Source organism: Vreelandella subterranea (assembly GCF_900111305.1).
GTDB lineage: Bacteria > Pseudomonadota > Gammaproteobacteria > Pseudomonadales > Halomonadaceae > Vreelandella > Vreelandella subterranea.
Window position 1 is genome coordinate 13,585 of sequence record NZ_FOGS01000013.1, and the last position, 25,483, is coordinate 39,067.

23 protein-coding genes are annotated in these 25,483 nt (G+C 58.4%); 12 read left to right on the forward strand and 11 right to left on the reverse strand.

The features are described from left to right. Positions 1-6 precede the first annotated feature (6 nt). The gene (locus BMX75_RS15975) at positions 7-846 is read left to right on the forward strand and encodes an NAD-dependent protein deacetylase (protein ID WP_092829608.1); all 840 of its coding nucleotides are present in this window, start codon (positions 7-9) and stop codon (positions 844-846) included. Between the two features lie 47 nt (positions 847-893). On the opposite strand, the gene BMX75_RS15980 is transcribed toward BMX75_RS15975, so the two are convergent. The 3 genes from BMX75_RS15980 to BMX75_RS15990 all read right to left on the reverse strand — a co-directional run bounded on the left by BMX75_RS15980 (position 894) and on the right by BMX75_RS15990 (position 3,257). Then, complete coding sequence (locus tag BMX75_RS15980) at positions 894-1,403, reverse strand: PIN domain-containing protein (protein ID WP_092829610.1); 510 nt, start codon at positions 1,401-1,403, stop codon at positions 894-896. Continuing rightward, positions 1,384-2,463, reverse strand: coding sequence for a helix-turn-helix domain-containing protein (locus tag BMX75_RS15985; RefSeq protein ID WP_092829612.1), 1,080 nt, complete (start codon positions 2,461-2,463; stop codon positions 1,384-1,386). Before BMX75_RS15985 ends, BMX75_RS15980 begins: the two co-directional genes overlap by 20 nt. A gap of 167 nt (positions 2,464-2,630) precedes the next feature. Beyond that, positions 2,631-3,257, reverse strand: a complete 627-nt coding sequence (locus BMX75_RS15990; RefSeq protein ID WP_092829614.1) for a DNA-3-methyladenine glycosylase — start codon at positions 3,255-3,257, stop codon at positions 2,631-2,633. Between the two features lie 83 nt (positions 3,258-3,340). Between BMX75_RS15990 and BMX75_RS15995 the strand changes: the two genes are divergently transcribed. The 7 genes from BMX75_RS15995 (at position 3,341) to BMX75_RS16025 (ending at position 10,170) form a co-directional block, all read left to right on the forward strand. Beyond that, entirely contained in the window at positions 3,341-4,804 is a 1,464-nt protein-coding gene (locus tag BMX75_RS15995; RefSeq protein ID WP_092829616.1) for a protein adenylyltransferase SelO, read from the forward strand. Positions 4,805-4,848: 44 nt separating this feature from the next. After that, entirely contained in the window at positions 4,849-5,895 is a 1,047-nt protein-coding gene (dinB, locus tag BMX75_RS16000; RefSeq protein WP_066321268.1) for a DNA polymerase IV, read from the forward strand. Positions 5,896-6,006: 111 nt separating this feature from the next. Further along, the gene (locus tag BMX75_RS16005) at positions 6,007-6,834 is read left to right on the forward strand and encodes an alpha/beta fold hydrolase (protein WP_092829618.1); all 828 of its coding nucleotides are present in this window, start codon (positions 6,007-6,009) and stop codon (positions 6,832-6,834) included. Between the two features lie 9 nt (positions 6,835-6,843). After that, a complete protein-coding gene (locus tag BMX75_RS16010; protein WP_066321271.1) occupies positions 6,844-7,092 on the forward strand; it encodes a YkoF family thiamine/hydroxymethylpyrimidine-binding protein in 249 nt (82 codons plus the stop codon). A gap of 219 nt (positions 7,093-7,311) precedes the next feature. Beyond that, on the forward strand, positions 7,312-8,331 hold the full coding sequence (locus tag BMX75_RS16015; protein ID WP_092829620.1) for a TRAP transporter substrate-binding protein: 1,020 nt from the start codon (positions 7,312-7,314) through the stop codon (positions 8,329-8,331). Beyond that, positions 8,328-8,840: a TRAP transporter small permease gene (locus BMX75_RS16020; protein WP_092829622.1), complete on the forward strand. Its 513-nt coding sequence runs from the start codon at positions 8,328-8,330 to the stop codon at positions 8,838-8,840. Before BMX75_RS16015 ends, BMX75_RS16020 begins: the two co-directional genes overlap by 4 nt. Before the next feature lie 25 nt (positions 8,841-8,865). Continuing rightward, positions 8,866-10,170: a TRAP transporter large permease gene (locus BMX75_RS16025; protein WP_092829624.1), complete on the forward strand. Its 1,305-nt coding sequence runs from the start codon at positions 8,866-8,868 to the stop codon at positions 10,168-10,170. A 72-nt stretch (positions 10,171-10,242) separates the two neighbouring features. On the opposite strand, the gene gabT is transcribed toward BMX75_RS16025, so the two are convergent. The 6 genes from gabT to csiR form a co-directional block, all read right to left on the reverse strand. Next, positions 10,243-11,517 (reverse strand): 4-aminobutyrate--2-oxoglutarate transaminase, encoded by a 1,275-nt coding sequence (gabT, locus tag BMX75_RS16030; protein WP_092829626.1) that lies wholly within the window; start codon positions 11,515-11,517, stop codon positions 10,243-10,245. A gap of 56 nt (positions 11,518-11,573) precedes the next feature. Further along, complete coding sequence (locus tag BMX75_RS16035; RefSeq protein WP_092829628.1) at positions 11,574-12,509, reverse strand: GGDEF domain-containing protein; 936 nt, start codon at positions 12,507-12,509, stop codon at positions 11,574-11,576. After that, a complete protein-coding gene (locus tag BMX75_RS16040) occupies positions 12,502-13,314 on the reverse strand; it encodes an EAL domain-containing protein (protein ID WP_092829630.1) in 813 nt (270 codons plus the stop codon). The genes BMX75_RS16035 and BMX75_RS16040 overlap by 8 nt, the downstream gene beginning before the upstream one ends. Before the next feature lie 248 nt (positions 13,315-13,562). Beyond that, positions 13,563-14,777: a CaiB/BaiF CoA transferase family protein gene (locus BMX75_RS16045; protein ID WP_092829632.1), complete on the reverse strand. Its 1,215-nt coding sequence runs from the start codon at positions 14,775-14,777 to the stop codon at positions 13,563-13,565. 8 nt (positions 14,778-14,785) lie between these two features. Then, a complete protein-coding gene (locus BMX75_RS16050; protein ID WP_092829634.1) occupies positions 14,786-15,964 on the reverse strand; it encodes an acyl-CoA dehydrogenase in 1,179 nt (392 codons plus the stop codon). 129 nt (positions 15,965-16,093) lie between these two features. Further along, positions 16,094-16,783: a DNA-binding transcriptional regulator CsiR gene (gene csiR, locus BMX75_RS16055; protein WP_082926099.1), complete on the reverse strand. Its 690-nt coding sequence runs from the start codon at positions 16,781-16,783 to the stop codon at positions 16,094-16,096. Between the two features lie 100 nt (positions 16,784-16,883). Between csiR and lhgO the strand changes: the two genes are divergently transcribed. Next, positions 16,884-18,080, forward strand: a complete 1,197-nt coding sequence (gene lhgO, locus BMX75_RS16060) for an L-2-hydroxyglutarate oxidase (protein ID WP_092829636.1) — start codon at positions 16,884-16,886, stop codon at positions 18,078-18,080. Positions 18,081-18,089: 9 nt separating this feature from the next. Here lhgO and BMX75_RS16065 read toward each other — a convergent pair whose 3' ends face one another. After that, positions 18,090-18,836 carry a sulfite exporter TauE/SafE family protein gene (locus BMX75_RS16065; RefSeq protein ID WP_092829638.1) on the reverse strand — a complete coding sequence of 249 codons (747 nt, stop codon included), beginning with the start codon at positions 18,834-18,836 and terminating at the stop codon, positions 18,090-18,092. 286 nt (positions 18,837-19,122) lie between these two features. Between BMX75_RS16065 and BMX75_RS16070 the strand changes: the two genes are divergently transcribed. The 3 genes from BMX75_RS16070 to BMX75_RS16080 are packed head-to-tail and all read left to right on the forward strand — an operon-like array spanning position 19,123 to position 22,695. Further along, positions 19,123-20,082 carry a TAXI family TRAP transporter solute-binding subunit gene (locus BMX75_RS16070; protein ID WP_092829640.1) on the forward strand — a complete coding sequence of 320 codons (960 nt, stop codon included), beginning with the start codon at positions 19,123-19,125 and terminating at the stop codon, positions 20,080-20,082. Positions 20,083-20,102: 20 nt separating this feature from the next. Then, a complete protein-coding gene (locus BMX75_RS16075) occupies positions 20,103-20,654 on the forward strand; it encodes a DUF1850 domain-containing protein (protein ID WP_092829642.1) in 552 nt (183 codons plus the stop codon). A gap of 31 nt (positions 20,655-20,685) precedes the next feature. Continuing rightward, a complete protein-coding gene (locus BMX75_RS16080; protein ID WP_092829644.1) occupies positions 20,686-22,695 on the forward strand; it encodes a TRAP transporter permease in 2,010 nt (669 codons plus the stop codon). A 91-nt stretch (positions 22,696-22,786) separates the two neighbouring features. Here BMX75_RS16080 and BMX75_RS16085 read toward each other — a convergent pair whose 3' ends face one another. Beyond that, positions 22,787-25,318: a penicillin-binding protein 1A gene (locus tag BMX75_RS16085; protein ID WP_092829646.1), complete on the reverse strand. Its 2,532-nt coding sequence runs from the start codon at positions 25,316-25,318 to the stop codon at positions 22,787-22,789. Positions 25,319-25,483: the final 165 nt, after the last annotated feature.

Consider the following 25,483-nt stretch of genomic DNA (forward strand, 5'->3'; position numbering starts at 1 on the left):
GTGGATATGACCAACAGCGTGGCCCAGGCAGGTGAAGAGCTGGCCGGCTTTATCGTGCGTTACCCAAAACTTTGGATTCTGACCGGCGCGGGCGTGAGCACCGACAGCGGGATTCCTGACTATCGCGATGCCGATGGCCAGTGGAAGCGTTCACCGCCGGTTCAGCACGGCGATTTCATGGCCTCTCATGCGGTGCGCCAGCGCTACTGGGCGCGGGCGCTGGTCGGCTTCAAGGCGCTGAGCGGGGCCCAGGTGAGCGGTGCGCACAAGGCGCTGGCCGCGTTGGAAGCCATGGGCTATGTGGAGCTGTTGGTCACCCAGAACGTGGACCGCCTGCATCAGCGGGCGGGGTCCAAAAAGGTCATCGACCTGCACGGTCGGGCCGATACCGTCAGTTGCATGACCTGCGGCTACCATATGATGCGTCACGCCATGCACAGTGAGATGGCCCACCTCAACCCGCGTTTTGCCGCCCTGGATGCCGGTCATGCACCGGACGGCGACGCGGACCTGGAAACCGATTTTTCAGACTTTACAGTGTTCGACTGCCCGCGCTGCGGCGGCATCCTCAAGCCGGACGTGGTGTATTACGGTGATGTGGTTCCCCCAGCAAGACGGCTCGCCGCCCAGGCTGGCTTGCAGAACGCCCAGGCGGTGCTGGCCGTTGGGACGTCACTGATGGTCTATTCCGGCTACCGCTTCTGCCGCGAGGCACACGGAATGGGCCTGCCCGTTGTCTCGCTGTCGCTAGGCGTGACCCGCGCCGATGCCATGCTCTCCCACCAGTGGCGCGCGCCGTTAACACCGGTGCTGGAGGAGGCAGTCCGTTGCCTTGAGGCGCGTTAGCGGGCCTTGGGTGCCGAACGTATCGCTTTCTATGGAGAAAAGTGTCTTCACGCGCCTCTTTGCCTGACCCCGTAGCTCGCCCGCTCGATCTGCTGTTTGGCATTGTCCCAAGGTAGTCGGCGTTTGCGAGCTTTCATTAAGTCAAGGGACGCTAACCCCTTCTCATGAGTTAAGAGCCCAAACTCAATCAGCTCAGCGAGCACCCATAGTGTGCCTCTTATATCGACACCCTCATGGCCAGCAAGGGCGCGGAGGTTACTATCTCCGGTGAGTAACGGGCAGGCTTCTTGCTTGGCTAAAGACAATGCTAGCCTGTCGTAAAAGCCTGGTTCATCGCCATGTGCTTCACCCAAGGCGAGTGCATAATCAACGTACTGGGACTCAACAACGAGTGTTTTTAATCCCATATTGAGTAGGTCTGGGCTGCCGTCCTTGATTTCCTCTTCATACAGCACGTCAGGCATAGCGAAGTCGTAAGGAAGCTGAAAGAGAGCTTCCAATATGTCCCCGGCTTCCAGATCAATGATGACGTTGGCGTCACTGATGAGTAACAGCATCAGCAGACTCCATAAAGCGTTCTCGGTAGAACCGCATTCTTGGGATGCCTAGCAGCTCAGCCGCTTTCGCCTCGGAAATGAGGTCTTCTGCCAATGCCCGATATACCAGCTGCTCAAACAAAGAAGGTGCTTCATTTGGCAGCGGCTCACCTGGCTCGTTAGTTCGCCATCCTCGAGCTGAAAACATGCGCATCGCCGCCTCGCGCGCCTCGTTGTGGATAACGCCGCATTGAAACGCACGCATCACCCAACCGGTCATCGAAAGGCCGTATTCATGCTTAAGATGGTAAAGCTCCTGTGGCTCCAGGCGCTTGCGCTGAGCGCCAAGCTCCTTGATCACCGAGTCTTTCGGGGCTAAAAACGCACCGGCAAAACGGTCGCAGGCCTTTTCTTCATTTGCGTCATCCACCAAGCGACCTGCCAAGAGCACGTGGGCCAATTCGTGTGCGAGAGTAAATCGCTGGCGATCCCCAGGCCAGCGGGAAGACACCACAATCACAGGGTAATATTGCCCTTCTGCTGTTGTTGCGGTGGCGGTCATCCCTGAAAACGCTTTGTGATCAACGTCGATGGCCATTACCAGCAACCCCAGGGGCTCAAGCTCAGCGGTCAGGTCGGCAATTGGGTTCAGTCCAAGTTTCCAAGCGTGCCGAACACCCTCGGCGATGCTTTCAATCTCGTCCAAATCTTCCACCCTGGGCGGCACAAAGGCTGGGACTGCGAAACGGGGAATGGGTAATTCGGGGAACGCATTAAGCAGTTCGACGCGCTTTTCAATCAGCTCGGTAATGCGAATTTGCACAGCGTCAGAACGTTTCTTTCCAAACGTGCTGCGTTTACGAAACTCTACATTCGACAACGTGACCGTTGACTTACGGAAAAAATATTCTGTACGCACGCCACACGCTTGAGCGATCTTGAGCAATTTAGAAGAGTCGGGTGTCGCCTTACCATTTTCATACTTCTGGATTGCCGCCTTGGAAACCTCAAGTTGTTGGCCCAACGCTTCAAGCGTCAGGTCAGCGGCAAGGCGTGCCTGATGTATACGTTGTCCTAACATATCGGTCACCCGGTTTACTTTTCATGTTTATTTCCCATAAAAGTAAACCTTGTGCCGATAAATAACCAGCAGAAAAAATTCACAGAACATTTATCCAGACTGGCACGGCTAGGACACTGATGAAAGCTTGCGTGATAACTTTCCGGCTGTTTCGATGTCGTTGACCGCTAGCGCGACTTAGAGACCCACGGGTTATCCTTCAGCCACAGCCGCCAGGGGGCGTCGCGGTGCTCTGGTTTTGCATAATCGATGCCCACCCGTGGGCCCGTGGCGATCGGCCCGGTGGCGAGGCCGTCATCCTGCACGGACTGGCTTATCCACAGTCGGTTGCCTTGGGTCATGTCATGGCCGTACAGCGCCTTGTCGATACCCAGCGCACGAGTAAGCTTGCCCGGGCCATTGCTTAGCTGCTTGCCCGTCGCCTGGCGGGTCGCACGCATCGCCGCCTCGTTGACTGTGGGCTCCACGGCGCGAATCAACACTGCACAGGGCGAATCTTCCGGTTCGGTGACCACGTTGAGCAGCCAGTGCATGCCATACACCAGGTACACGTAGGCGTGGCCCGCCGGCCCGAACATGGCTTCGGTGCGCGGCGAGCGGCGGCGGTGGGCGTGGCAGGCGGAGTCTTCAGCGCCGCAATAGGCCTCGGTTTCCACAATCCGCGCGGCGATCTGCTCGCCGTTATGCTCACGCACCAGCCAGCAGCCCAGCATATCGCGGGCGACCTCAAGGGTGTCGCGGTTATAAAACGCCCGCTCAAGCGGGGCAGGGTAATGGGCTGGGGCAATCGGCATGATATAGAGGCTTCGCTTCGGCGTTTACTTGAGTAAAATGCTAGGGTATTAGCTAACGAAAGCCAATAGACGCGGAGTTAATCGTGCTGTCATTTGAACATCGCTATGCCACCTTGCCCGAACCGCTGTCGGTGGAATGCGCGGCCACTCCCGTGGCGAACCCTGAACTGATCGCGTTCAATGCGCCGCTGGCCGCCGAGCTGGGCGCTGACGAAATACCCGATGAGACGACCCTGGCCGCGTGGTTCAGCGGCAATCAGACGATGCCCAATGCGTCGCCCCGGGCGCTCGGCTATGCGGGCCACCAGTTCGGCAACTTTGTGCCGCAGCTGGGCGACGGCCGGGCGCTACTGCTCGGCGAAGTCGTCGACCAGCACGGCAAGCGCCGCGACGTGCAGTTGAAAGGCAGCGGTCGCACACCGTTCTCCCGCGGCGGCGATGGCCGCTCGCCCTTGGGGCCGGTGCTGCGGGAATATCTGGTCAGCGAGTTTATGGCCGCCGTGGGGATTCCTACCACCCGCGCGCTGGCGGCCGTTACCACCGGCGAGCGTGTGGTGCGCCAACTGCCCGAGCCGGGTGCGGTATTTACCCGCGTGGCAAGCAGCCATATTCGCATCGGGACGTTTCAATTTATCGCTGCCCGCCAGGATGAAGCGGCGCTAAAGACCCTGGCGGACCATGTCATTGAACGCCACTACCCGGAGGCTGCCAAAGCAGACGACCCCTACATGGCGCTGCTTGAGGCGGTGGTTGCCCGCCAGGCGGAATTGATTGCCCGCTGGCTGAGTATCGGCTTTATTCATGGGGTGATGAACACCGATAACTGCAGCCTGGCGGGGGAGACCATCGATTATGGCCCCTGTGCTTTTATGGAGCAGTTCAATCCGCAGAAGGTGTATAGCTCCATCGATGAAGGCCGCCGCTATGCGTTTGCCAACCAACCGGCAATTGCCCAGTGGAACCTGGCCCGCTTCGCCGAGACATTGCTGCCGCTGATAGAGGGCGAGGGCGATGCGTTGGTCGAAAAAGCCACCGATGCCATCCGCCATTTCGATACGTTGTTTAACGCCGAACAGCGCCGCTTGCATGCCGATAAGCTCGGCCTGGAAGCGGAAAGTGACCAGGCCGAGGCGTTGATGGAGGGGCTGGAAAGCCAGATGCACCAGGGGCGGATGGACATGACTGCCACCTTTGATGTGCTGACACAATACGCCGCGTCGCCCAGTGACCAGCGTCATGACGACTTGCTGGCGCTAACGCAGAACCCCGAGGCGCTAGGCGAATGGCTCAGCCAGTGGCAAGCGGCCCAGGTGGCCAGCCAAAATACCGACCGCCTGGCGGCCATGCAGCGCGCCAACCCGGTGGTGATTCCCCGCAACCATCGCGTTCAAGAGGCCATTGATGCGGCGGTCGAGGGCGATTTTACGCCGTTCCACACGCTACTCGCGGTAGTGACCAAGCCGTTTGATGATTCCGTTGAAGCGCGCCGCTTGGCGGCACCGGCGACGGAAAACGAGCAGGTGCTGCGGACGTTCTGCGGTACCTGATGCTGTGATAAGCTGTGGTTTTCTACAGTGTATAAAGGTAGCCAGTGCGCAAAATTATTCACTGCGACTGTGACTGTTTTTTCGCGGCGGTGGAGATGCGCGACAACCCGGCGCTGCGCGATATTCCCATCGCGATTGGTGGCAGCGTGGAGCAGCGCGGGGTGGTCGCCACCTGCAATTACCCCGCCCGGGAATACGGCATTCACTCGGCGATGCCCATGGCCCAGGCGCTCAAGCGCTGCCCGCATTTGACGGTCATTCGCGGCGATATGGCCAAGTATAAAGCCGTCGCGCGGCAGGTGTTTGCCATCTATCGCGACGTCACCGAGCTTATCGAGCCACTTTCATTGGATGAAGCCTTCCTGGATGTCTCCGAGGTTACCCAGCATCACGGCAGCGCGACGCTCATGGCCGAGGCGATCCGTGAGCGGGTCAGCCGCGAGGTAGGCATTACCGTCTCGGCCGGTGTGGCACCGAACAAGTTTCTGGCCAAGATTGCCAGCGACTGGAACAAGCCCGACGGCCTGTGCGTGATCACGCCTGATGAGGTGGACGGCTTCGTACAGCAGCTGTCAGTGAAAAAAATCCACGGCGTTGGCCCTCGCACGGCAGAAAAACTGGCGGGGCTTGATATCCATACATGTGCCGATTTGCGCGCCCGTACGCTGACGGATCTGGTCGAGCACTTCGGCCGTTTCGGGCGGCGGCTGCATGAACTGAGCTGGGGGCGAGACGACCGACCGGTGAAAACCCACCGTGAGCGCAAATCGATCAGCACCGAGCAAACCTATTCCCAGGACTTGCCCACTCTTGAGGCCTGCCGCCATGAACTGCCGGGGCTGATCGAGGATTTGGAGCGCCGCTACGCAAGACTGGACCCGCCGCTCGGGGTGCGCGGGCTGATCGTCAAAGTTAAGTTCAACGACTTCACCCAGACCACCGTGGAACACGCTGACCCCGCACCCAACCTGGCCCAGTTCGAAACGCTGCTGAACGTGGGCTGGCACAGGGGCGAGCGACCCGTGCGACTGCTGGGCGTAGGCTATCGGCTGGCTGAGAATACGCAGGTGCAACAGCTGGCGCTGTTTTAATTAGCCTGTTAACACCTGGTCGGATTGACGCTGCGTACAGAGTGAATTAAAACAGATGTATGATAGATAGCTTCTCACCCCTGACTTATCGACTTCACCACGAGCCTTGCCATGCCTGCTGATACCTCGTCACGCCCTCGCTTAGTATTTGCCCATGCCAATGGCTTTCCCGGTCTGAGCTATCGCAGCCTGCTTGATCCGCTGGCCGAGTCCTTTGATCTGCATCCGCTGGATCGCCTGGGGCATCATCCGGATTACCCGGTCAATCATAACTGGGGCAACCTGGTGGATGAGCTGCTGAGCTATCTTCCCGATAGCGACACGCCGCTGCTCGGCGTTGGGCATTCGCTGGGTGGGACCTTGATGGCAATGGCGGCAGATAAGCAGCCCGAGCGCTTCTGTGGCGTGATCATGCTCGATCCGCCGTTGATGCTGGGGCGGGATGCCTGGGCGATGAAGGCCGCCAAACGCTTCGGGTTTGTTGACCGGGTGACGCCTGCGGGGAAAACCCTGGGCCGACGTACGGTATGGCCGAGTCGCGAGGCCATGGCCAACTCGCTGCGCCGCCGCGGGCTGTTTCGACGCTTTACCCCGGACGCGCTCAACGACTACATTGAAGCAGGAACCCGAGTATTGGCCGACGGCAGTGCCGAGCTGACGTTTGACCCGCGCATCGAGGTAGAGATTTTCCGTCATTTGCCGGACCACCTGACCCGTTTGCCGCGTCGGTTGAGCGTGCCGGTCGAAGTCGTGGCGGGGGAGCACTCGGACCTGCTGACGGCGTCACGTATCAAGCGTTTGCAGCGTTTCGGGGTGGCGGTCAGCCGTGTTCCCGGTACGCACATGTTCCCCATGGAGCACCCTGAGGAAACCCGCGACGCTATCCTGGATGTCTGGCACCGTCTGGCCAAGACGAGTCAGTCTTCCCACACAGCGTAAGGAGACGTTATGTATCTTTCCGTACAGCTTAGCTATTACCCGCTGGCCGAGGATTTCAAGCCGGTGGTGAAAGACGTGGTAAAACGCCTGGAAGCGACAGGTCTCGAAGTACACCCTAACCGGATGAGCACCCAGGTGTTTGGTGAATTCGACGAGGTGATGGCAGCACTGAGCGATGTCATGAAGTGGTCGTTCGAGACCCATGGAAAAGCGGTATTCACCGCCAACTTTCTAGAAGGCGACCGGCGGCCTCGTTAGATTGTTTTGTGCCAACCAGGCCGCCAGGAATGTACCATTCTTAGGCGGCCGCCGTTTAGACGTTGGTATAAGGTTTAATTATTTACTTGAACGCCTTCCCAGTCGACAAAGAGAGGACAGTGTGTCGCTCTTTAGTCCGTACGCGTCGCAATGGGACATAAATGATTCCCAAATGGCTGTAGTTTAATCCCTATACCAATCAAAATAGGGGTTAAGACAATGTTCCATCCTGCTGATTTAAATAATAAATTCCCCCATTCGGGTAAGAAGCTTTCGATGGCATTGGGGATGTTGCTCGTCAGTGGCTATGCGCATTCCCAGACGGTCAGTATGGACTTCTCTAATGAATATAACTCGACCTCTATTCACGCCCAAGGCGATGCTTATTTTATTGATAAGCTTGCCGAACTAACCGATGGCGATATCAGTATCACGTTACATACAGGTGGCTCGCTAGGCTTTAATTCCAGTGATCATTTTTATGGAGTGGCAGATGGTGTGGTTGAAATAGCGGATACACTCTCTGGCACCATGAGCGGCATCGACTCTTTATTTCTACTCTCTTCTCTCCCTTTTATCGTTGAGGATGTTGAAGATGCCCGGCGGCTCTATGAAATAGCTAGGCCCCACTACGAAGACATCTTTGCCGATAATAATCAGGTTCTGCTTTATGCGTCCCCTTGGCCCCCAAGCGGTATCTGGTCAGAAGACGAAATTACTGACCAAGATGATCTTGAGAACCTGAAAATTCGCACTTTCGACCGTAACGGTACTGAAACTTTTAGAAATGTCGGTGCTTCGCCGGTCAGCTTATCCTGGGCCGATGTAGTTCCCCAGCTGGCCACCGGCGGCATTGAGGCCGTATTAACGTCGGCCGAAGCAGGAGCCAATGCCAGCTTTTGGGAGCACCAGAACTACTTTGCAGGGGTTCAGTACGCCATTCCTCTTAATATGGTGCATATGAATCGCGACACTTTCGAGTCACTTACGGAGGCTCAACAGGAGGCGGTGATGGAAGCGGCCAGTATGACGGACCAACATAATTGGGAAACGGTTGAAACGCGTACTGAAGAGAACTACAAAACGCTTCGTGAGCACGATGTTGTGATAAGCGATCCCGCCCCAGATGAATTACTAATTCCCCTTAACGAAGCGGCAGGCAGCGTTATCGAAAGCTGGCTGGAGAATACTGGGGATGTCGGTGAATCTATCTTAGCCGAGTTTCGAGGCTCTCAATGAAGGTAGTCAATATCATTGAGTCTATCTCTAAAATGCTCAATAGAGTTGGTGCGTTAATTGCCGTGATCCTCATTATTTATATGCTGGGTCATATTCTATTAGAGATAGTGCTGAGACTGTTTGGCCACTCGACGTTTATACTTGATGAGTATATCGGCTATGCCGTGGCCACGATGTCATTTTTAGGCCTGCCCTATGTACTGGAGAAGGGTGGGCTGATACGTGTCTCGCTGCTTCTGGAGCGCTTTCCTGAAACCATGCGCTGGCCGCTGGAGCTATTTAGCAGCCTGGTAACGGCAGGCTGCTTTGTGTGGCTCTCGACCTTCTGGTTTCAGAACGTTCAGCGTAGCTATAGTCGCGGCACCGTCAGTGACACCATGGCTGAGACGCCTATCTGGCTGCCGGAGAGTGCCATCCTCATAGGCATGTGGTTAATTTCCATCACGCTGTTGGTCAGAGCCCTAAAAATAATGGTTCTGCGTTCAGGCTACTCGTCTAGCGTCAATTGAAGCAACGGCTAATAGGAAAGGCGTTATGGATATTTTTTGGTCGGCCGTCGGGGTCGGTGTACTGCTGTTGTTCTTTTTGTCGATGGGTACCTGGATTTTTGCGGCCATGCTGGCCGTTTCCATTGGCTCGCTTTGGCTGTTTGGCGACTTCGGTGCTGATCGTATTGGCCTGATTTTCTCGCGGATTCTCTACCGTGCCAGTAACAGCTGGGAGTTATCGGCCATCCCGCTGTTTATATTGATGGGTGAGCTGATTTTTCGCTCCAATATTTCCGAGCGGCTTTTTAAAGGGCTGGTACCGATCACCCGCCATTTGCCGGGCGGCATTCTCCACACCAACGTGCTTGGTTGTACGCTGTTTGCGGCGGTGAGCGGCTCCAGTGCGGCGACGACCGCGACGATTGGCAAAATCACCACTCAGGAGCTGAAGACGAGGGGGTATGATCGTAATCTATCGATTGGCTCGCTGGCGGGCGCCGGAAGCCTGGGGCTGTTGATTCCGCCTTCGATCGTCATGATCGTCTATGGCGTCCAGGCGGAAGTCTCGATTAGCCAGCTGTTCATGGCGGGTGTCGTGCCGGGTCTGTTAATCGCGCTGTTGTATAGCGTATATATCAGCGCGAGGTCCTATCTATCGCCGTCGTTGGCACCCAGGCAGGCAGCATCAGGCCAAAGCGTAGGGCAATCCATTTTGTTGTTGTTGCCCTTGCTGGTACTGATTTCGATTGTCATTGGATCTATTTACAGCGGTATTGCCACCCCCTCGGAGGCGGCTGCGGTAGGCGTTGCCGCGACACTGCTGCTGTTGGGCTATGAGGGGCAGCTAAGTAATCGGCTATTCGTTGAGGCGTTTAGAGGAACGTTAATCACCAGTATCATGGTATGCAGTTTATTGATTACGGCATCCCTGCTATCCACGGCGATGGGGTACCTGCACCTGCCCCGGGAGCTTGCGGAGTGGATTGCCGCGCAAAACTTTAGCCCGATGTCGTTGTTGCTGGCGCTGGCGGTTTTCTATGTGGTGCTGGGGCTTTTTCTGGACGGTATTTCAATCACCGTCATGAGTTTGCCGATTACGTTGCCGATCGTGCTAATGGCGGGGTTCGATCCCATCTGGTTTGGCATCTTCCTGATCATCATGATCGAGCTTGGACAGATAACGCCGCCGGTTGGGTTCAACCTGTTTGTGTTGCAAAGCTTGACGGGGGAAAGCATCAGTCGGGTGGCCCTGGCAGCGCTACCCTTCTTTCTGCTGATGTGCGTGGCGGCCTTGATCATCAGCGTATGGCCGGATATTGCCTTGTGGCTACCACGCTTCATGGCGCAATAAGCCGGTTAGGAGTCGCACCAAGTAAAACGCCGCCCGATTGGGCGGCGTTTTGGTCTGGTATAAAGATAACGCTTACACCAGCGAATCCAGGCAGGACTCGATAATATCCAGCCCTTCATTGAGGACGTTGTCTTCAATGGTGACGGGCATCAAGAAGCGGATGGTGTTGCCGTACATGCCGCAGGAAAGCAGGATCAGCCCTTCTTCACGTGCTTTTTTGCACAGCGCCGCGGCCATTTCTGGGTTGGGTGTACGGTCGGTCTTGTCGGATACCAGCTCAAACGCGGCCATGGCACCCATGTTGCGGCCGTTATCAACGCAGGCGAACTTGCTTTCCCAGTTGCTGAAGCGCTGCGCCAGCTTTTCGCCCAGCGCCTGGCTCTTCTCGAGAATGTTTTCTTCTTCAAACACTTCCATTACCGCAAGGGCAGCCGCACAGGCGGTCGGGCTGCCGGTGTAGGTACCGCCCAGGGAGTTGGGGCCGGAAGCGTCCATGATCTTGTCGGTACCCACGATCGCGGAGATCGGCATGCCGTCGGCCATGCTCTTGGCCATGGTCATGATGTCGGGCTCAACACCGCTGTGCTCGATGGCAAACATCTTGCCGGTACGGCCAAAGCCCGACTGTACTTCGTCGATGATCATCAAGATGCCGTGCTCATCGCAGATTTCGCGGATCTTGGTCAGGAAGCTGGTAGAAGCTGGGTAGAAGCCGCCTTCACCGAGTACCGGTTCTAGCACGATAGCGGCGGTATCTTTGGGGTTGGCATCGGTTTTCAACGCCATCTTCAAGCCGCGGATGGCTTCGTCTTCGCTTACGCCGTGGTAGGGCACGGGGTAAGGGGCGCGGAAAACGGTGCCCGGCATCGGGCCAAAGTCGGTCTGGTAGGGCGCGACCTTGCCGTTCATGGCCATGGTGTAGAAGGTACGGCCGTGGTAGCCGCCGTCGAAGCAGACTACGTTGGAGCGTCCTGTGGCGGCGCGGGCAACCTTGATGGCGTTTTCCAGCGCTTCGGCGCCGGAGTTGGCCAGCATGACCTTGGCGTGGCCGCGCACCGGCACGATCTGGCTGAGCTTCTCGGCGACTTTTACATAGCCTTCATAGGGCATTACCGTCTGGCAGGTATGCATCACCTTGTCGAGCTGGGCTTTGACGGCCGCTACGACCTTGGGGTGGCGATGGCCCACGTTCAATACGCCAATGCCGCCGGCAAAATCGATAAAGCGATTGCCGTCGGCGTCCCATACTTCAGCGTTTTCCGCGCGGGCGGCAAAGGCAGTGGCGGGGCTTGCGGCACCAGCAGCAACATACTTGTTTTTTAACTCGTTTAACTCGGCATTACTCATAGTTCAACTCCTGAGTGGATGGGGATAGGCTTCAGCCTAGTGCGCAATAGGCAGGATTACATGGATGAAGCGACCACAACGCGATTGCGACCCGACTGTTTAGCTTGATACATGGCTTTATCGGCATGATCAAGTAACCGGGTGGTGGAGGCCTCGACATAACCTGCCACGCCTGCGGAGAGCGTAACCGTCAAGGCCCGCTGGGTAAACGTTGTCTCGGCAACGGCACTGCGCACGCGTTCCATGGCCTGCCGCGCATTTTCGGCATCCACTTCGGGCATGATGACCAGAAACTCCTCGCCGCCCAGGCGAATCTGGATATCGGTCTCGCGCAGTGTCTCGTTCACTTTCGCCGTGACTTCTTGAAGAATATTGTCTCCGACGCCGTGGCCGTAGGTATCGTTGATCGCCTTGAAATTATCCAGATCAAACATCGAAACGCTGAGGGGACTTCCATAACGCGAGCTTCGACTTAGCTCCTGCTCCAGGCGCTGCAAGCCAGCCCGCCGGTTCAGCAGGCCGGTGAGTTCGTCATGGTGGGCAAGGTAGTGCAGGCGCTCGTTGGCTTTCTGAAGGCGCTGTTCCAGCCGCTTGCGCTGGGTGATATCGACAATGAAGGTGACTTTTCGCGGTTGCCCGTCGAAGCCGATGATGCGTGCGGCTTCGGCGATAATGGTATGCGTCTTGCCGCCTTTACCTATGACTTCCCACTCCTGACGTAGCTCATGTCTCTCCTCGCCCTCTATAAACGAGTCATGTAGGTCATGGAGCGTCTCGCGGTTGGCATCGGGAACTAGCATGGTGAAGTGCTGGCCCAGCAACTCCTCTTCAGCATAACCGTAAAAGTCACAGTAAGCCGGGTTGACCATTTCAAAATAACCATGGGGGTCGGTGATGCAGATACCCAGCGGCGCCGCCTTGATGACGTTTTCCGTATTGCGTTTCGATTGGTCCAGAAGCTGATGAATATCTGGCGATGCGGAACTAGTCATTGGGTACCTGCAAGCTGGCCTGTTGTGATTCGTCGCGCAGCGCTATCAGACGCTGCGTCAAGGCTTTGTCGTCAGCCAGGGCATTGACGGCAGGTCGCGCATAGTAGAACCCCTGCTGGCAGGGAATGCCTTCACGGGCCAGCCACAATGCCTCTGCGTGGGTTTCCACGCCTTCGGCAATCAGTCTGATGGCTAGCTCATCGGCCAGTTGAATGATCGAACGAAGCAGCGACTGGCGTCTATTATCATGGTCACAGTTCATCACCAGTTCGCGGTCTATCTTGATTTTATCGGGGACGAGGTCGGTCAGCAGATCCAGATTGGCGTAGCCGTTACCGAAATCATCCAGAGCCGTCCTGAACCCCATCGAGCGATAGGCATCGATAATATTGCATAGGTGCTGGCGATCGCGCACGCGCTCGGTTTCGGTAATTTCGAAGATCAGCCGGTCGGTCGGCCAGCCGACGCGCTGAGAAACATCCAGTGTCGCCTGGATGCAGGCCCTGGGTTCATACACCGCGTTGGGTAAAAAGTTGATCGACAGCGCCGTCGGCATTTCGAGGGCGCTGGCCATTTCGATGGCTTTTACCCGGCATGCCTGGTCAAAATGATAGAGCAGGCTATCGGTCACCTGGGAAATAACGCTCCAGGCGGACTCACCTTGCGGTCCGCGTACCAGGGCCTCATAGGCGTCAATCTTGGCAAGCGATACATCCACAATAGGCTGGAAGGCCATTGTGAAATCGAAGGGCAGTTCGCCTTCACAGCGTTTGCAGGTTCCGTTCACGCGCGCGCACTGACTCATCGTGTCTCCAGGTATCTGGCGCTCGCCAATAACAAAACAAGCGCTGCATTGCTTACTTAATCCAACAATAACAGGTCAGTGTTGAAAGTTGGTCAACTTTCCGTAAGCTTTTTGTATATGTATTGTACAGCATTTAATGGCAATGAACATCAGTCAAAAAAGCGCCGGGACAGACTGTTTTTAGAGTAGCCTAATAGGTCGTTGGGTAGTGTACGGTTGAATAGACGTTTAAATGAAATCGGTCAGACTCAGATAATACCCGCATTGCGCAGTGCCTGTCGCTGTTCAGTGGTAATGCCAATATCGGTCAGCACGTCGTCGGTGTGCTCGCCGAGATAGGGCGGCGCCGTGCTGGCGCTGATGGACTTGCCGTTCATGCGAATCGGGTTGGCGACCAGATCAACCTGGCCCGCCTGAGAGTGGGGCAGCGTCTGCTTCAGTCCACGCGCCTTGACGTGGGCATCGTCGAAGACCCGATCCAGGGTATTGATCGGGCCGCTGGGCACGCCCACGGCTTCAAACCTTGCCAGCCAGTCGTCGGTGGGGCGCTGGGCAAGCGCCGCTTCGAGGACGGGCACCAGTTGGTCCCGATGCTGAACGCGCATGCCGTTGGTGTCAAAGCGGGAGTCTTCAGCCAGGGAGGACAGTGAAAGCACCGTGCAAAAGCGCTTGAACTGCTCGTCGTTACCCACGGCGACAATCATGTGGCCGTCCTGGGTGGCAAAGGCCTGGTAAGGCACGATATTGGGGTGGGCGTTACCCAGCCGCTGGGGGACGTTGCCCGAGGTTAGATAGTTCAGGGCCTGATTGGCGAGCACGCCTACCTGAACGTCCATCAGCGCCATATCGATATGGCAGCCGACACCCGTATCGCGGCGCTGGTATAGCGCCGCGAGCACCGCGTTGGCGGCGTACAGACCGGTGAAAATGTCAGTAAACGCCACGCCGCTTTTGACCGGGCCGCCGCCGGGTTCGTCATCAGGTTTGCCCGTCAGGCTCATGATTCCGCCCATGGCCTGAATCATGAAGTCGTAGCCAGCGCGGTGGGCGTAGGGGCTTTCCTGGCCGAAGCCGGTGATCGAGCAATAGACAAGGCCTGGGTTGAGCGCCTTGAGGTTTGCGTAATCCAGGCCGTACTTCTTGAGGCCGCCGACTTTGAAGTTCTCGATCACCACGTCGCTGTCAGCCGCCATCTGCTTGATGAGCGCCTGACCTTCGGGCTTCGCCATGTCCACCGTGACCGAGCGCTTGCCGCGGTTGGCGCACAGATAGTAGGCCGACTCTTCGCTGCCCGCGAGCCAGGGCGGCCCCCAGTGACGGGTGTCATCGCCGCAGCCGGGACGTTCCACCTTGATCACGTCGGCCCCCATGTCGGCGAGCATTTGCCCGCACCACGGGCCTGCCAGCACCCGGGAAATATCGAGTACTTTAATGCCCGCCAGCGGTTTGGGAGATGCGCTCATAAACGTCCTTAGAAAAACGCCTGAATACCGGTCTGGGCGCGGCCTAGAATCAGCGCGTGCACGTCGTGGGTGCCTTCGTAGGTGTTGACCGATTCCAGGTTCACCATGTGACGAATGACGCCATACTCGTCAGAAACGCCGTTACCACCGTGCATGTCGCGGGACTGACGGGCGATATCCAGCGCCTTGCCGCAGTTGTTACGCTTGATCAGCGAGACCATTTCCGGCGCCCAGTTGCCGCTATCCATCAGGCGGCCCACCTGCAGCGCTGCCTGCAGCCCCAGGGTGATTTCCGTCTGCATGTCGGCGAGTTTTTTCTGAATCAGCTGGTTGGCGGCCAGGGGGCGACCAAACTGCTTGCGGTCCAGGGTGTACTGGCGGGCAGCATGCCAGCAGAATTCAGACGTGCCCATCACGCCCCAGGCAATGCCATAGCGGGCCTTGTTCAGGCAGCCGAACGGGCCTTTCAGGCCGCTGACGTTGGGCAGCAGGTTCTCCTCGGGCACAAAGGCATTTTCAAGCACGATCTCGCCGGTAATCGACGCGCGCAGCGAGACCTTGCCGTCGATCTTCGGCGTGCTGAAGCCTTCCACGCCGCGCTCGACGATAAAGCCCTTGATCTGGTTGTCGTGGGCGGCCGACTTGGCCCATACCACGGCGATATCGGCAATCGGGCTGTTGGTGATCCACATCTTGGCGCCGGTCAGGCGGTAGCCGCCGTCAACTTTCTCAGCCCGGGTAATCATGTTGCCGGGGTCGGAGCCGTGGTCTGGCTCGGTCAGGCCGAAGCAGCCGACCATCTCGCCGCTGGCAAGCTTGGGCAGGAATTTCTGCTTCTGTTCTTCGGAGCCGTAGGTCTCGATGGGGTACATCACCAGCGACGACTGCACGCTCATGGCGGAGCGGTAGCCGGAGTCCACGCGCTCGACTTCCCGGGCGATCAGGCCGTAGGCGACGTGATTGACGCCTGCGCCGCCGTAGTCGGGGGAAACGGTCGCTCCCAGCAGGCCAAGCTCGCCCATTTCGGTCATGATCTCGCGGTCGAAGCGTTCTTCACGGAAGGCGCTGAGCACCCGGGGCTGAAGGTTTTCCTGGCAGTAGTCGTGGGCGGCGTCGCGGATTTGGCGCTCTTCGTCGCTCAGCTGGTGCTCAAGCAGCAGCGGGTCGTCCCAGTTGAAGTGTGTCATGTGAACTCCTTGGTGCAGTCCCGCAGACGCCCGCAAGCGACCACGGCAATCACGTGGCGGTCGGTGTGTTGCTGCGACCAATGTATCGCCGTTATTTTAAAATATCTACATTTTTTTAAAACGCAGAATTTATTCGATGCCGCGTGCCTTGAGCACACGGGTGATGATGGGTACCGGCGTCATCAAATGGTCGCGCATCAGGATAGACGCTCGATCTGCATCCCGGGCTAGGATAACGTCGACCAGTGCCGCATGCTCCTGGCGCTTCTGTTCCAGGGCCGTGGGCGACATGACGGTTTCCTGCAGCCAGAGATGGCGGTAGCGCTCCACCTGATTGAACAGGGTATCGCGCATTTGCAGCAAATGCGGTGAGTTGCAGCCGCTGGCAATGGCCGTATGAAAGGCTTTGTGACGCAGATCCCAGCCGTCGAGCAGCTCATCCGGCGAGCTGATGGCGGTGACCTTGGCCAGTCGGTGCGCCGCTGCCAGTACGTCGGCTTCCCAGTCATCGTCGCCGCGTTCGATGGCCAGGCGCAGAATGAGCCCCTCAAGCTGCGCGCGGGCGTCGTAGATATCGTTGAGCTCGGCAAGCGACATGGGGGCAACGCGATAGCCCCGCTGGCTGATGGCCACGACCAGGTGGTCGGCCACCAGCTGCGATAGCGCCTCGCGCAGCGGGCCGGTGCTGACGCCGTAGTCGTCTTTGAGGCGGCTCATCAGCAGCTTCTGTTCCGGCGCGAAGCGGCCGCGGATAATATCGTGCTTGAGCATTCGGTAGGCGCGAATGGCGAGGTTCTGACGCGGCGCGTCTGGCTCCATGGCGTGTGGGCTCCCTGGTAAAGGCTGGATGATATCGGCACCAGCAGAATAACGGCTATTATCAGAAAATGTTAACAATGTGGCCTGGAGGAAGAGCTTGATGTGGGATTTCATCATTATCGGTGGCGGTATCCTGGGCATGTCCACGGCGATGCAGCTCCAGCAGACCTACCCCGATAAACGGCTGCTGGTGCTCGAAAAAGAAAGTGGCCCCGCACAGCACCAGAGCGGCCATAATAGCGGCGTGATTCATGCCGGCGTGTATTACACGCCGGGCAGCTTGAAGGCCAGATTCTGCCTCGAGGGTAACCGCGCTACCCGCGAATTCTGTGACCAGCACGACATCGCCTACAACATCTGCGGCAAGTTGCTGGTCGCGACGAACGAGGTCGAAAAGCAGCGCATGGAAGCGCTTTGGGAGCGCACCGCGGCCAATGGCCTCGAGCGTGAATGGCTGGAAGCCGATGCCCTGCGCGAGCGCGAGCCGAACATTACCGGCGTGGCGGGCATCCATGTGCCTTCCAGCGGGATTGTCGATTACGCCGCAGTGACTCGGGCCATGGCCGCTGACTTTCAGCGCCTGGGCGGTGAAATCCGCTATGAGGCGGAAGTGACGGGGTTGGAGGAACGTCGCCAGGTGGTGGTGGTGAGCACAGCGGAGGCGTCGTACACCAGCCGTTACCTGGTGTCGTGTTCGGGGCTGATGGCCGACAAGGTAATCCGCATGCTGGGGCAGAAGCCCGACTTCACGATCTGCCCGTTTCGCGGCGAGTACTACCAACTGCCCGAGCAGCATAATCACATCGTGAACCACCTGATTTATCCCATTCCTGACCCGACGATGCCGTTTCTGGGCGTGCACCTGACCCGCATGATCGACGGCAGCGTGACCGTCGGGCCCAATGCAGTGCTGGCTTTAAAGCGTGAAGGCTACCGTAAGCGTGATGTATCGCTTGCCGATATGGGCCAGATGTTGACCCATCCCGGTATTCTGAAGGTGCTGGGCAGGCACTTTCGGCCGGGGCTTGTGGAAATGAAAAATTCGTTGTACAAGCGCGGCTACCTGGAACTGGTGCGCAAGTACTGCCCCAGCCTGACGGCTGATGACCTGCTGCCTTACCCGGCGGGGGTTCGGGCCCAGGCGGTCTCCAAAGACGGCAAGCTGGTGGACGACTTTCTGTTCGTCAACACCCGGCGGACGCTCAATGTGGGTAACGCGCCGTCACCGGCGGCGACCTCGGCATTGCCCATTGGCGCGCATATCGTGAAGCAGGTCGCGGCGCTGCTGATCGATTGACCCCGGCGCTTAACCAAACAGCAGACGCAGCAGGATCGCGGCGATCATCGCAAGGGTCAGGTATTTGATCCACATCGCCCCCCGCGGGCTCATGTTGACCTTTACCGCCAGCCAGGCGCCGGTCATGCTGCCCACCGCCAGCAATAGTCCGTAGCTCCAGCGCACCTGGTCAAACCACATGAACATCACAAGGGCGGGGAGGCTGTAGACGAGAATGATCAGTACCTTGAAAACATTCACCTGAGCCAGGTCGATTTTCAGCATGCGGTACAGCACGATGATAAACAGCACGCCCACGCCGACCTGAATAAAGCCGCCGTAAATGCCGATCACGAACATGGCCAGATAAATCAGCGGGGTCAGTCGTTCCTTGGTGAGCGGGCGGGTATCCAGCTTGGGTTGCGGCAGCAGCATCACCAGAGCCGAGGCGGCCATGACGGCAATCAAGATCGCCTCGAACAGCGCATCGCTAACCTGCAGGGCGAGCCAGGCACCCACCAGCGAGCCGACCACGGCCGGCACCGAAAGACACAAGCTCAGGCCGATATGCGAGGCGCCTGCGCGTCTGAAATTGCTGATGGCGGACACGCTCTGCAACACGATGGCGACGCGGTTAGTACCGTTGGCCACCTGAGTGGGCAAGCCAAGAAACATCAATAGCGGCAGTGCCAGCATCGAGCCGCCCGCCGAGAGGACGTTGATGAATCCGGCGATAATGCCAATGCCCACCAGTGCGGCGGCTTCCCAGAGCATCATGCGCGGCGCCTGCCAGGGGTGTAGTGTCGATCAAGCATGGGTAGCTCCTTTCCAGAAATGTCGATAAGCCTTTAATCATATAAGCATCGCCAGCCAAACGCACGCAGCGGCTTTTTGCTTTGGCGAAACGTTGAAGCAAGGTTGGCCTTGATGCCAAGTTATTGGCATCAAACGGCGATTGCATGCTAATTTCATTGGGACCGCTTCCATTCGATCGGAAGCTGGATGTATTACCTGCCTATCGTCAACCATACCTATAAGTCCAAACAGGACGGAGGAAACGCTTATGCGAACGCTTTCTAAAGCTGCTGCCGCTTCACTCTTGGCCGTTGCGCTGCCTGCCAGCGCCCAGCAACTGTCTATCGCCACGGGCGGTACCGGTGGTGTGTACTACCCCATCGGCGGCGGTTTCGCCGAGATGATCAATGAGCATATCGAAGGCGCTCAGGCCACCGCCGAGGTAACCGGTGCGTCGGTTGAAAACATGGGCCTGATCATGCGCGGTGACGCCGATATGGCCCTGGCCCTGGCTGACACGGTCTATCAAGCCTATACCGGTACCGGCGACTTTGAAGGCCGCCAGATCGAGAATACCCGTGCGCTGGCGTCGGTATACCCGAATGCCGTGCAGCTGGTCACCCTGGCCGACTCGGATATTGAGTCACTGGCAGACCTGGAAGGCAAGCGGGTCTCCGTGGGGGCACCGGGTAGCGGTACCGAGCTGAATGCGCGCGCCGTACTGGAAGCCAACGGCCTGAGCTATGAAGACTTCACCCCCCAGCGGCTGAACTTCAACGAAACCGCTGACGCCATCCGCGATGGCGATATCGATGCGGGCTTCTGGAGCGTTGGGCCTCCCACCAGCTCTATCATGAACCTGGCCGCCACGCGGGACATCCGTCTCATCGGCCTTTCCGATGAAGAAATGGCCAATGCTCGGGAAGCCGTCGAGGTCTTTGCGCCTTACCAGCTGCAGGCCGGTCTTTACGAAGGCATGGACGAAGGAGTGCAGACCATCGGTATTCCCAACGTCCTGGTGGTCAACTCGGATATGGATGAGGACCTGGCGTATCAGTTGACCCAGTTGTTGTTCGAAAACACCGACGAACTGATCGCGGTACATCCGGCGGCGAATAATACCACCATCGAGTTCACCATGGGGTCCACGCCGGTGCCGCTGCATCCGGGCGCCATTCGCTACTTTGAAGAAGTTGACGCCGATATTCCGGATCGTCTACGTCCCTGATCCATACGCAGGCGGTCATCATGCAACAACCACGACGCCTGCCTTGGACACTGACCGTAAGGTTAGTCCCGGTCTTTGCGCTGGGGCTAGCCGGTTCACCATTAGCCGGAGCGGAGTCTACCTCTGCTCCGGCTAATGCGTCTGAGCTTCTGGTAGTGACCAGTGAGCAGGGCGAGCAGCTCTTCCACACGCCGATGCCCGAGGGCGCGCGCTGGTGCCTGAAATGGCAGCATTCGGTAGAGACGTTTACGGTCCTGGACTGTTACCGCAATCACGCGGGCGTGATGGAACTGGAGCGCAGCCACCAACCCGACTTTGCCGCTGGCCTGGGGCATATTAATGGTCGTGGCGAGCAGGTTTCCGATGGACAGGGCGGGTATTGGATCGAACATATCGACGAACCCGTTCCGGGGAATCAGTATGTATTACGTGTCGGCGCGCCTGCCGTTAACCACCGCCTGGTGTGGCAGCGTAATGGTCAGGCACACAGCTACAGCCTGAGTCAACGCGCCGCCGGGGAGCGGGTAACGCTGCGCCTGACCGAGTCGGCTGACGCTAACACGAAAAACTAATCAGCCAGATATATCGTCTGACGAGGACTCCATGAGTGAATCAAGACAACCTTCGGTGGTAATGCCCGGCGGCAATGTGGTTCAGCCACGCGCCGTGTTGTGGTGCATTACCATCGTGGCGGTAGGGCTTTCACTGTTTCAACTTTACTCGGCGGGCATCCAGCCGCTGGGGCTGTTTTATCAGCGCAGCATTCACCTGGCGCTGATCATGATGCTGGCCTTTTTAATGTTCCCGGTATTTGGCGGCGGGCGTCCCAGAGGCATTGTGGGCTGGGGGCTCGATGCGGTGTTTTTTACCGGTGCCTTGATTACGGGCGGCTATCTGGTGCTGTATCTCGATGAGATCATCAATCGGGCCGGTTTCTGGTCTCAGACCGACATCGTGGTGGCCTGTATCGCCACGGTCACCGTTTTGGAGGCGAGCCGCCGGGCTGTCGGTCTTAGCATGACCCTGATCGGGCTGATCGCGATTCTCTATGCGATGGCAGGGCCCCGCGGTGATCTGGCCTGGCTGGGGGAGTGGCTGCCCGGCATCTTGGGGCATCGGGGGTATAGCTTTGACCGTATTGCCGGTCAGCTCTACCTCGGCCAGGAAGGCATCTTCGGCCTGCCGCTGGGCGTTGCCGCGACCTATATCTTTATTTTCGTGCTGTTTGGCGCTTTTCTGGAAAGTACCGGTGCCGGCAAGTTTTTTATCGACATGGCTTACGCGGCGACCGGTCGCCAGCGGGGCGGGCCTGCCAAGGCGGCGGTATTGGCCTCCGCAGGCATGGGCTCCATTTCAGGCAGTGCAATCGCCAATGTGGTGACCACCGGTGCCTTTACCATTCCGCTCATGAAGCGCCTGGGTTACAAGCCCAAGCAGGCCGGTGGGATCGAGGCAGCAGCTTCCACAGGGGGGCAGATCATGCCACCGCTGATGGGGGCGGGGGCGTTCCTGATCGCTGAATATACCAACACGCCGTACCTGGAAATCGTCAAGATCAGTATCCTGCCTGCGATCATGTACTTTGCAACGGTTTACCTGTTCGTGCATATCATCGCGCTCAAGCAAGGCATGCAGGGCATGGCCAGAAGTGAGCTGCCCAAGATGCGCCAGGTGATGAAGGATGGCTGGCACTTCCTGCTGCCGCTGGGGGTTCTGGTATGGCTGCTGGCAATGAGTATGTCGCCGATGCGCGTCGGCTTTTATGCCGTTGTCACCATGGTGGCGGTGGCCGTATTGCGTTACGTGTTGTGGTTCTTCTTTGTGGCCCCTCGCCAGGGGGAAACCGTGACGGCTCGCAGCATTTTGGAGTTGGCCGCTGCGGGTTTCAAGAAACTGGTGGAAGGATTGGAGCTGGGTGCGCGCAATGCCGTCGCCGTCTCCATGGCGTGTGCCGTTGCAGGGATCATCGTGGGGATTGTCGGGCTTACCGGCCTGGGGCTTAAGTTCTCGTCCATGATGATGGCGTTTTCAGGCGGCAACATTGTACTCGCGCTGATCATGGTATTGCTGGCAAGCCTGGTTCTGGGGATGGGACTGCCGGTTACCGCCAGCTATATCGTCTTGATCGTGCTGGTCGGCCCGGCGCTGACCACAGAATTCGGGATTCCGCTGCTGGTCGCCCATCTGGTGGTGTTCTGGTACTCCCAGGACTCGAATGTGACGCCGCCCATTGCCCTTGCGGGTTTCGCCGGGGCCGCTATTGCGGGTAGTAAACCCATGGAAACGAGCTTCCAGTCGTGGAAGTTTGCCAAGGGCTTGTACCTGATTCCGCTGTTCATGGTGTTTAACCCGGAAATCATCGTGGGCGGGCCGGTGCCAATCGTGATCTGGAACGCGGTGATCGCCTTGCTGGCGCTTTGCGCCTTTGCCGCCGCGCTGGAAGGTTACCTGTTCACCCGCATGGGCTGGACGTCGCGGGTGGCGATCACTATCGCCATTATCGGCGTGTTCTACCCCAGCCTGATGGCGGAAGTGGCCGGAGTGGCAGTCATGAGCGCGGCGCTTATCGCCAACTGGCTGGCCAGTCGCCGGGAGTCTGCCGTCGCCACCTAGCCTGTTAATGGGCAGGCTGGTGTATTGATTCCGTCGCATAAAAAAGGCCTGGCGATATGCCAGGCCTTTTGCGTCGAGGTTGATAGGTTGGCTAGAAAATTGATTCCGCCGTGCCTGAGCCCTGTGAGCCGCTGGCCTCTTCCAGTTCACGGCTGATCTGGCTGTTCTGGTAGTCAGGCAGGTGGTCCTGGTGAAACAGCTCAACGATACCGCCGGGCTGTCCGTCGCGCAGGCGACGGCCACTATCGGGATCGATTCGTGCGGTGATAACCGTATCCGGGCGCTCGGGCAACGCCGAGGGAGAGCCCTCCAGGGCTTGCCCCATAAAGTCGATCCAGATGGGCAAGGCTGCCTGGGAGCCATACTCGGAGAGGGTCTCGTTGCTGTCCTTGCCCACCCAGACGGTGGTAACCAGGTTGTCGTTAAAGCCGGCAAACCAGGCATCACGCTGGCTGTTGGTGGTGCCGGTTTTGCCGACGATATCGTCACGCCCAAGACTCAGCGCGGCGCTTCCGGTGCCACTCTCGATCACGTCGCGCATCATATCGCGGAGAATGTACACCGCAGCAGGGTCGGCAACCCTCTCAGCAACAGGGTAGTCGTGGCCGTCTATCTCCACCGTCTCCTGGTCGTCATCGCACCCACGGCAGGCCACTTGTGGGCTTGCTTCGTCGAGGATTTCCTCCTCGTCGTCACCTTGGCGAGCGACCTTTTCGATAAACCAGGGCGACACCTGGAAGCCACCGTTGGCCAGCACCGAGTAGGCATTGGTCATTTCCATCGGTGTCAGCGTCGCACTGCCCAGTGCCAACGAAAGGCCGTTAGGCAGACGACCTTCGGCAAAGCCAAAGCCTTTCAGGTAGTCAAGCGTGTAGTTGATGCCCATGCTTTGCAAAACGCGGATGGTCACCAGATTGCGTGAGCGGGCCAGTGCCGGGCGAAGCCGTGTGGGACCCTGGAAATCGCGGCTCGAATTCACCGGGCGCCATAGCTCGTTGCTGCCGTCATCCATCACCACGGGAGCATCGTTGACCACGCTTGCCGCGTTCATGTCGCCCTCTTCAAGGGCGGCCAGGTAGATAAACGGCTTGAAGATGGAACCGGCCTGGCGCTGGGCCTGAACGGCGCGATTAAACTTGCTGGCGTTGAAGTCGAAGCCGCCCTGAAGCGCCCGAATCGCTCCGGTACGCGGGTCCTGGGCGACCAGCGAGCCTTCTGCATCGGGGCGCTGTGATAAACGCAGCTGGCCTTCCTCGTTTTCAACGACACGAACCAGGTCGCCGCGTACCGCGATCTCCTGGGCCGAGCTGGGCTCGGCACCGCGGCTGCGCGGGCTGAGATAAGGGCGGGCCCAGCTCAAGCCTTCCCACGGGATCTGGCGCAGTTCGCCGTCAACCAGCACGTCCATTGTCCGGCCGCTGCTCTCGACGACAATTGCTGGCTCCAGCAAGCCATAGCGAGGCGTGCGGTCCAGCACTTGAAGCCAGTTGCTGACGTCACCGTCGATACCCGCGATTTCCGTCTGGCTTCGTTCGGCTGCCTGGCGGGCGGTTTGGCGAATTTCCGGCGACTCGGCAAGCTCTTCTTCCAGGCCCCGGGTTTCGGTCTCTTCCTGGGCTTCGACCAGGCTTGCGGCAATGTCACGCTCCTCTGGCCCGCGCCAGCCATGGCGTCGATCATAGGCAATCAACCCATTGGCCAGAGCGCGGCGGGCGGTGGGCTGCAGCCCGCTGTCGATGGTCGTGTAAATTCGATAGCCGCCGGTATAGGCGTTGTCCCCGAAGCGGTCGACGGCGTATTGGCGGGCCATTTCGGCCACGTAGGACGCATCCACCTCCGGCACGGTGGAATGCCGTTCTGCGGTCACCGGTGCCTGGACGGCCTCACGATAGGTCTCGTCGTCAATGTGGCCCAGCTCGCGCATGCGGAAAAGGATCCAGTTGCGGCGAATCAGCGAACGTTCGGAGTTGGCCAGGGGGTTGAACGCCGACGGGGCTTTGGGCAGGCCGGCGATCATGGCGGTTTCGGCCAGCGTCAATTCATCCAGGGGTCTGTCGTAATAGGTGTCGGCCGCCGCGGCAATTCCGTACGCCCGGTTACCCAGGAAGATTTTGTTTACATAAAGTTCAAAAATTTCTTGTTTGTTTAGCACCTGTTCCATCTGCAGGGCGAGCAGTATTTCGCGGATTTTACGCGTGAAGGTTTGGTCCAGCGTCAGCAGATAATTGCGCGCCACCTGCATGGTAATGGTGGAGCCGCCGGACTGAATGGTCCCGCCGCTGCGCATCAGTTCCAGCGAGGCACGCGCCAGGCCGCGTGGGTCCACGCCCTGGTGTTCGAAGAAACTGGCGTCTTCGGCGGCAGTCAACGCGTTGATCATCTCATCGGGAATCGCCTCGAAATCGACTTCGATGCGCCGTTCTTCGCCAAACTCCCCGATCAGGCGGCCGTCACGTGTCAGGATGCGCAAGGGGGTGTGCAATTCAAAGTTCTGCAGCTGGCGAACGTCGGGAAGGCCGGGAGAGAAGTAGATAGCGGCGCCGACCAGGGCAAGAGCGACGGCACCGGTAAGCGAGACCAGAATGCCCAACAGCGACACAATAAGGGTGCGGAGAAACGTCATGAATGGAGAGTACCCGTGGGATGAATAAAAAAGAGACGGTATCTAAACGACCGTATCACGCAACTGGCTGCCATTATAGGAAGCCAAGGCGGCCGCCACCAGTGTTGATGTGCCATGATATGGCGTGAGTGTGACTCGGCTTAAAATCATGTAACCTCAAGCAAC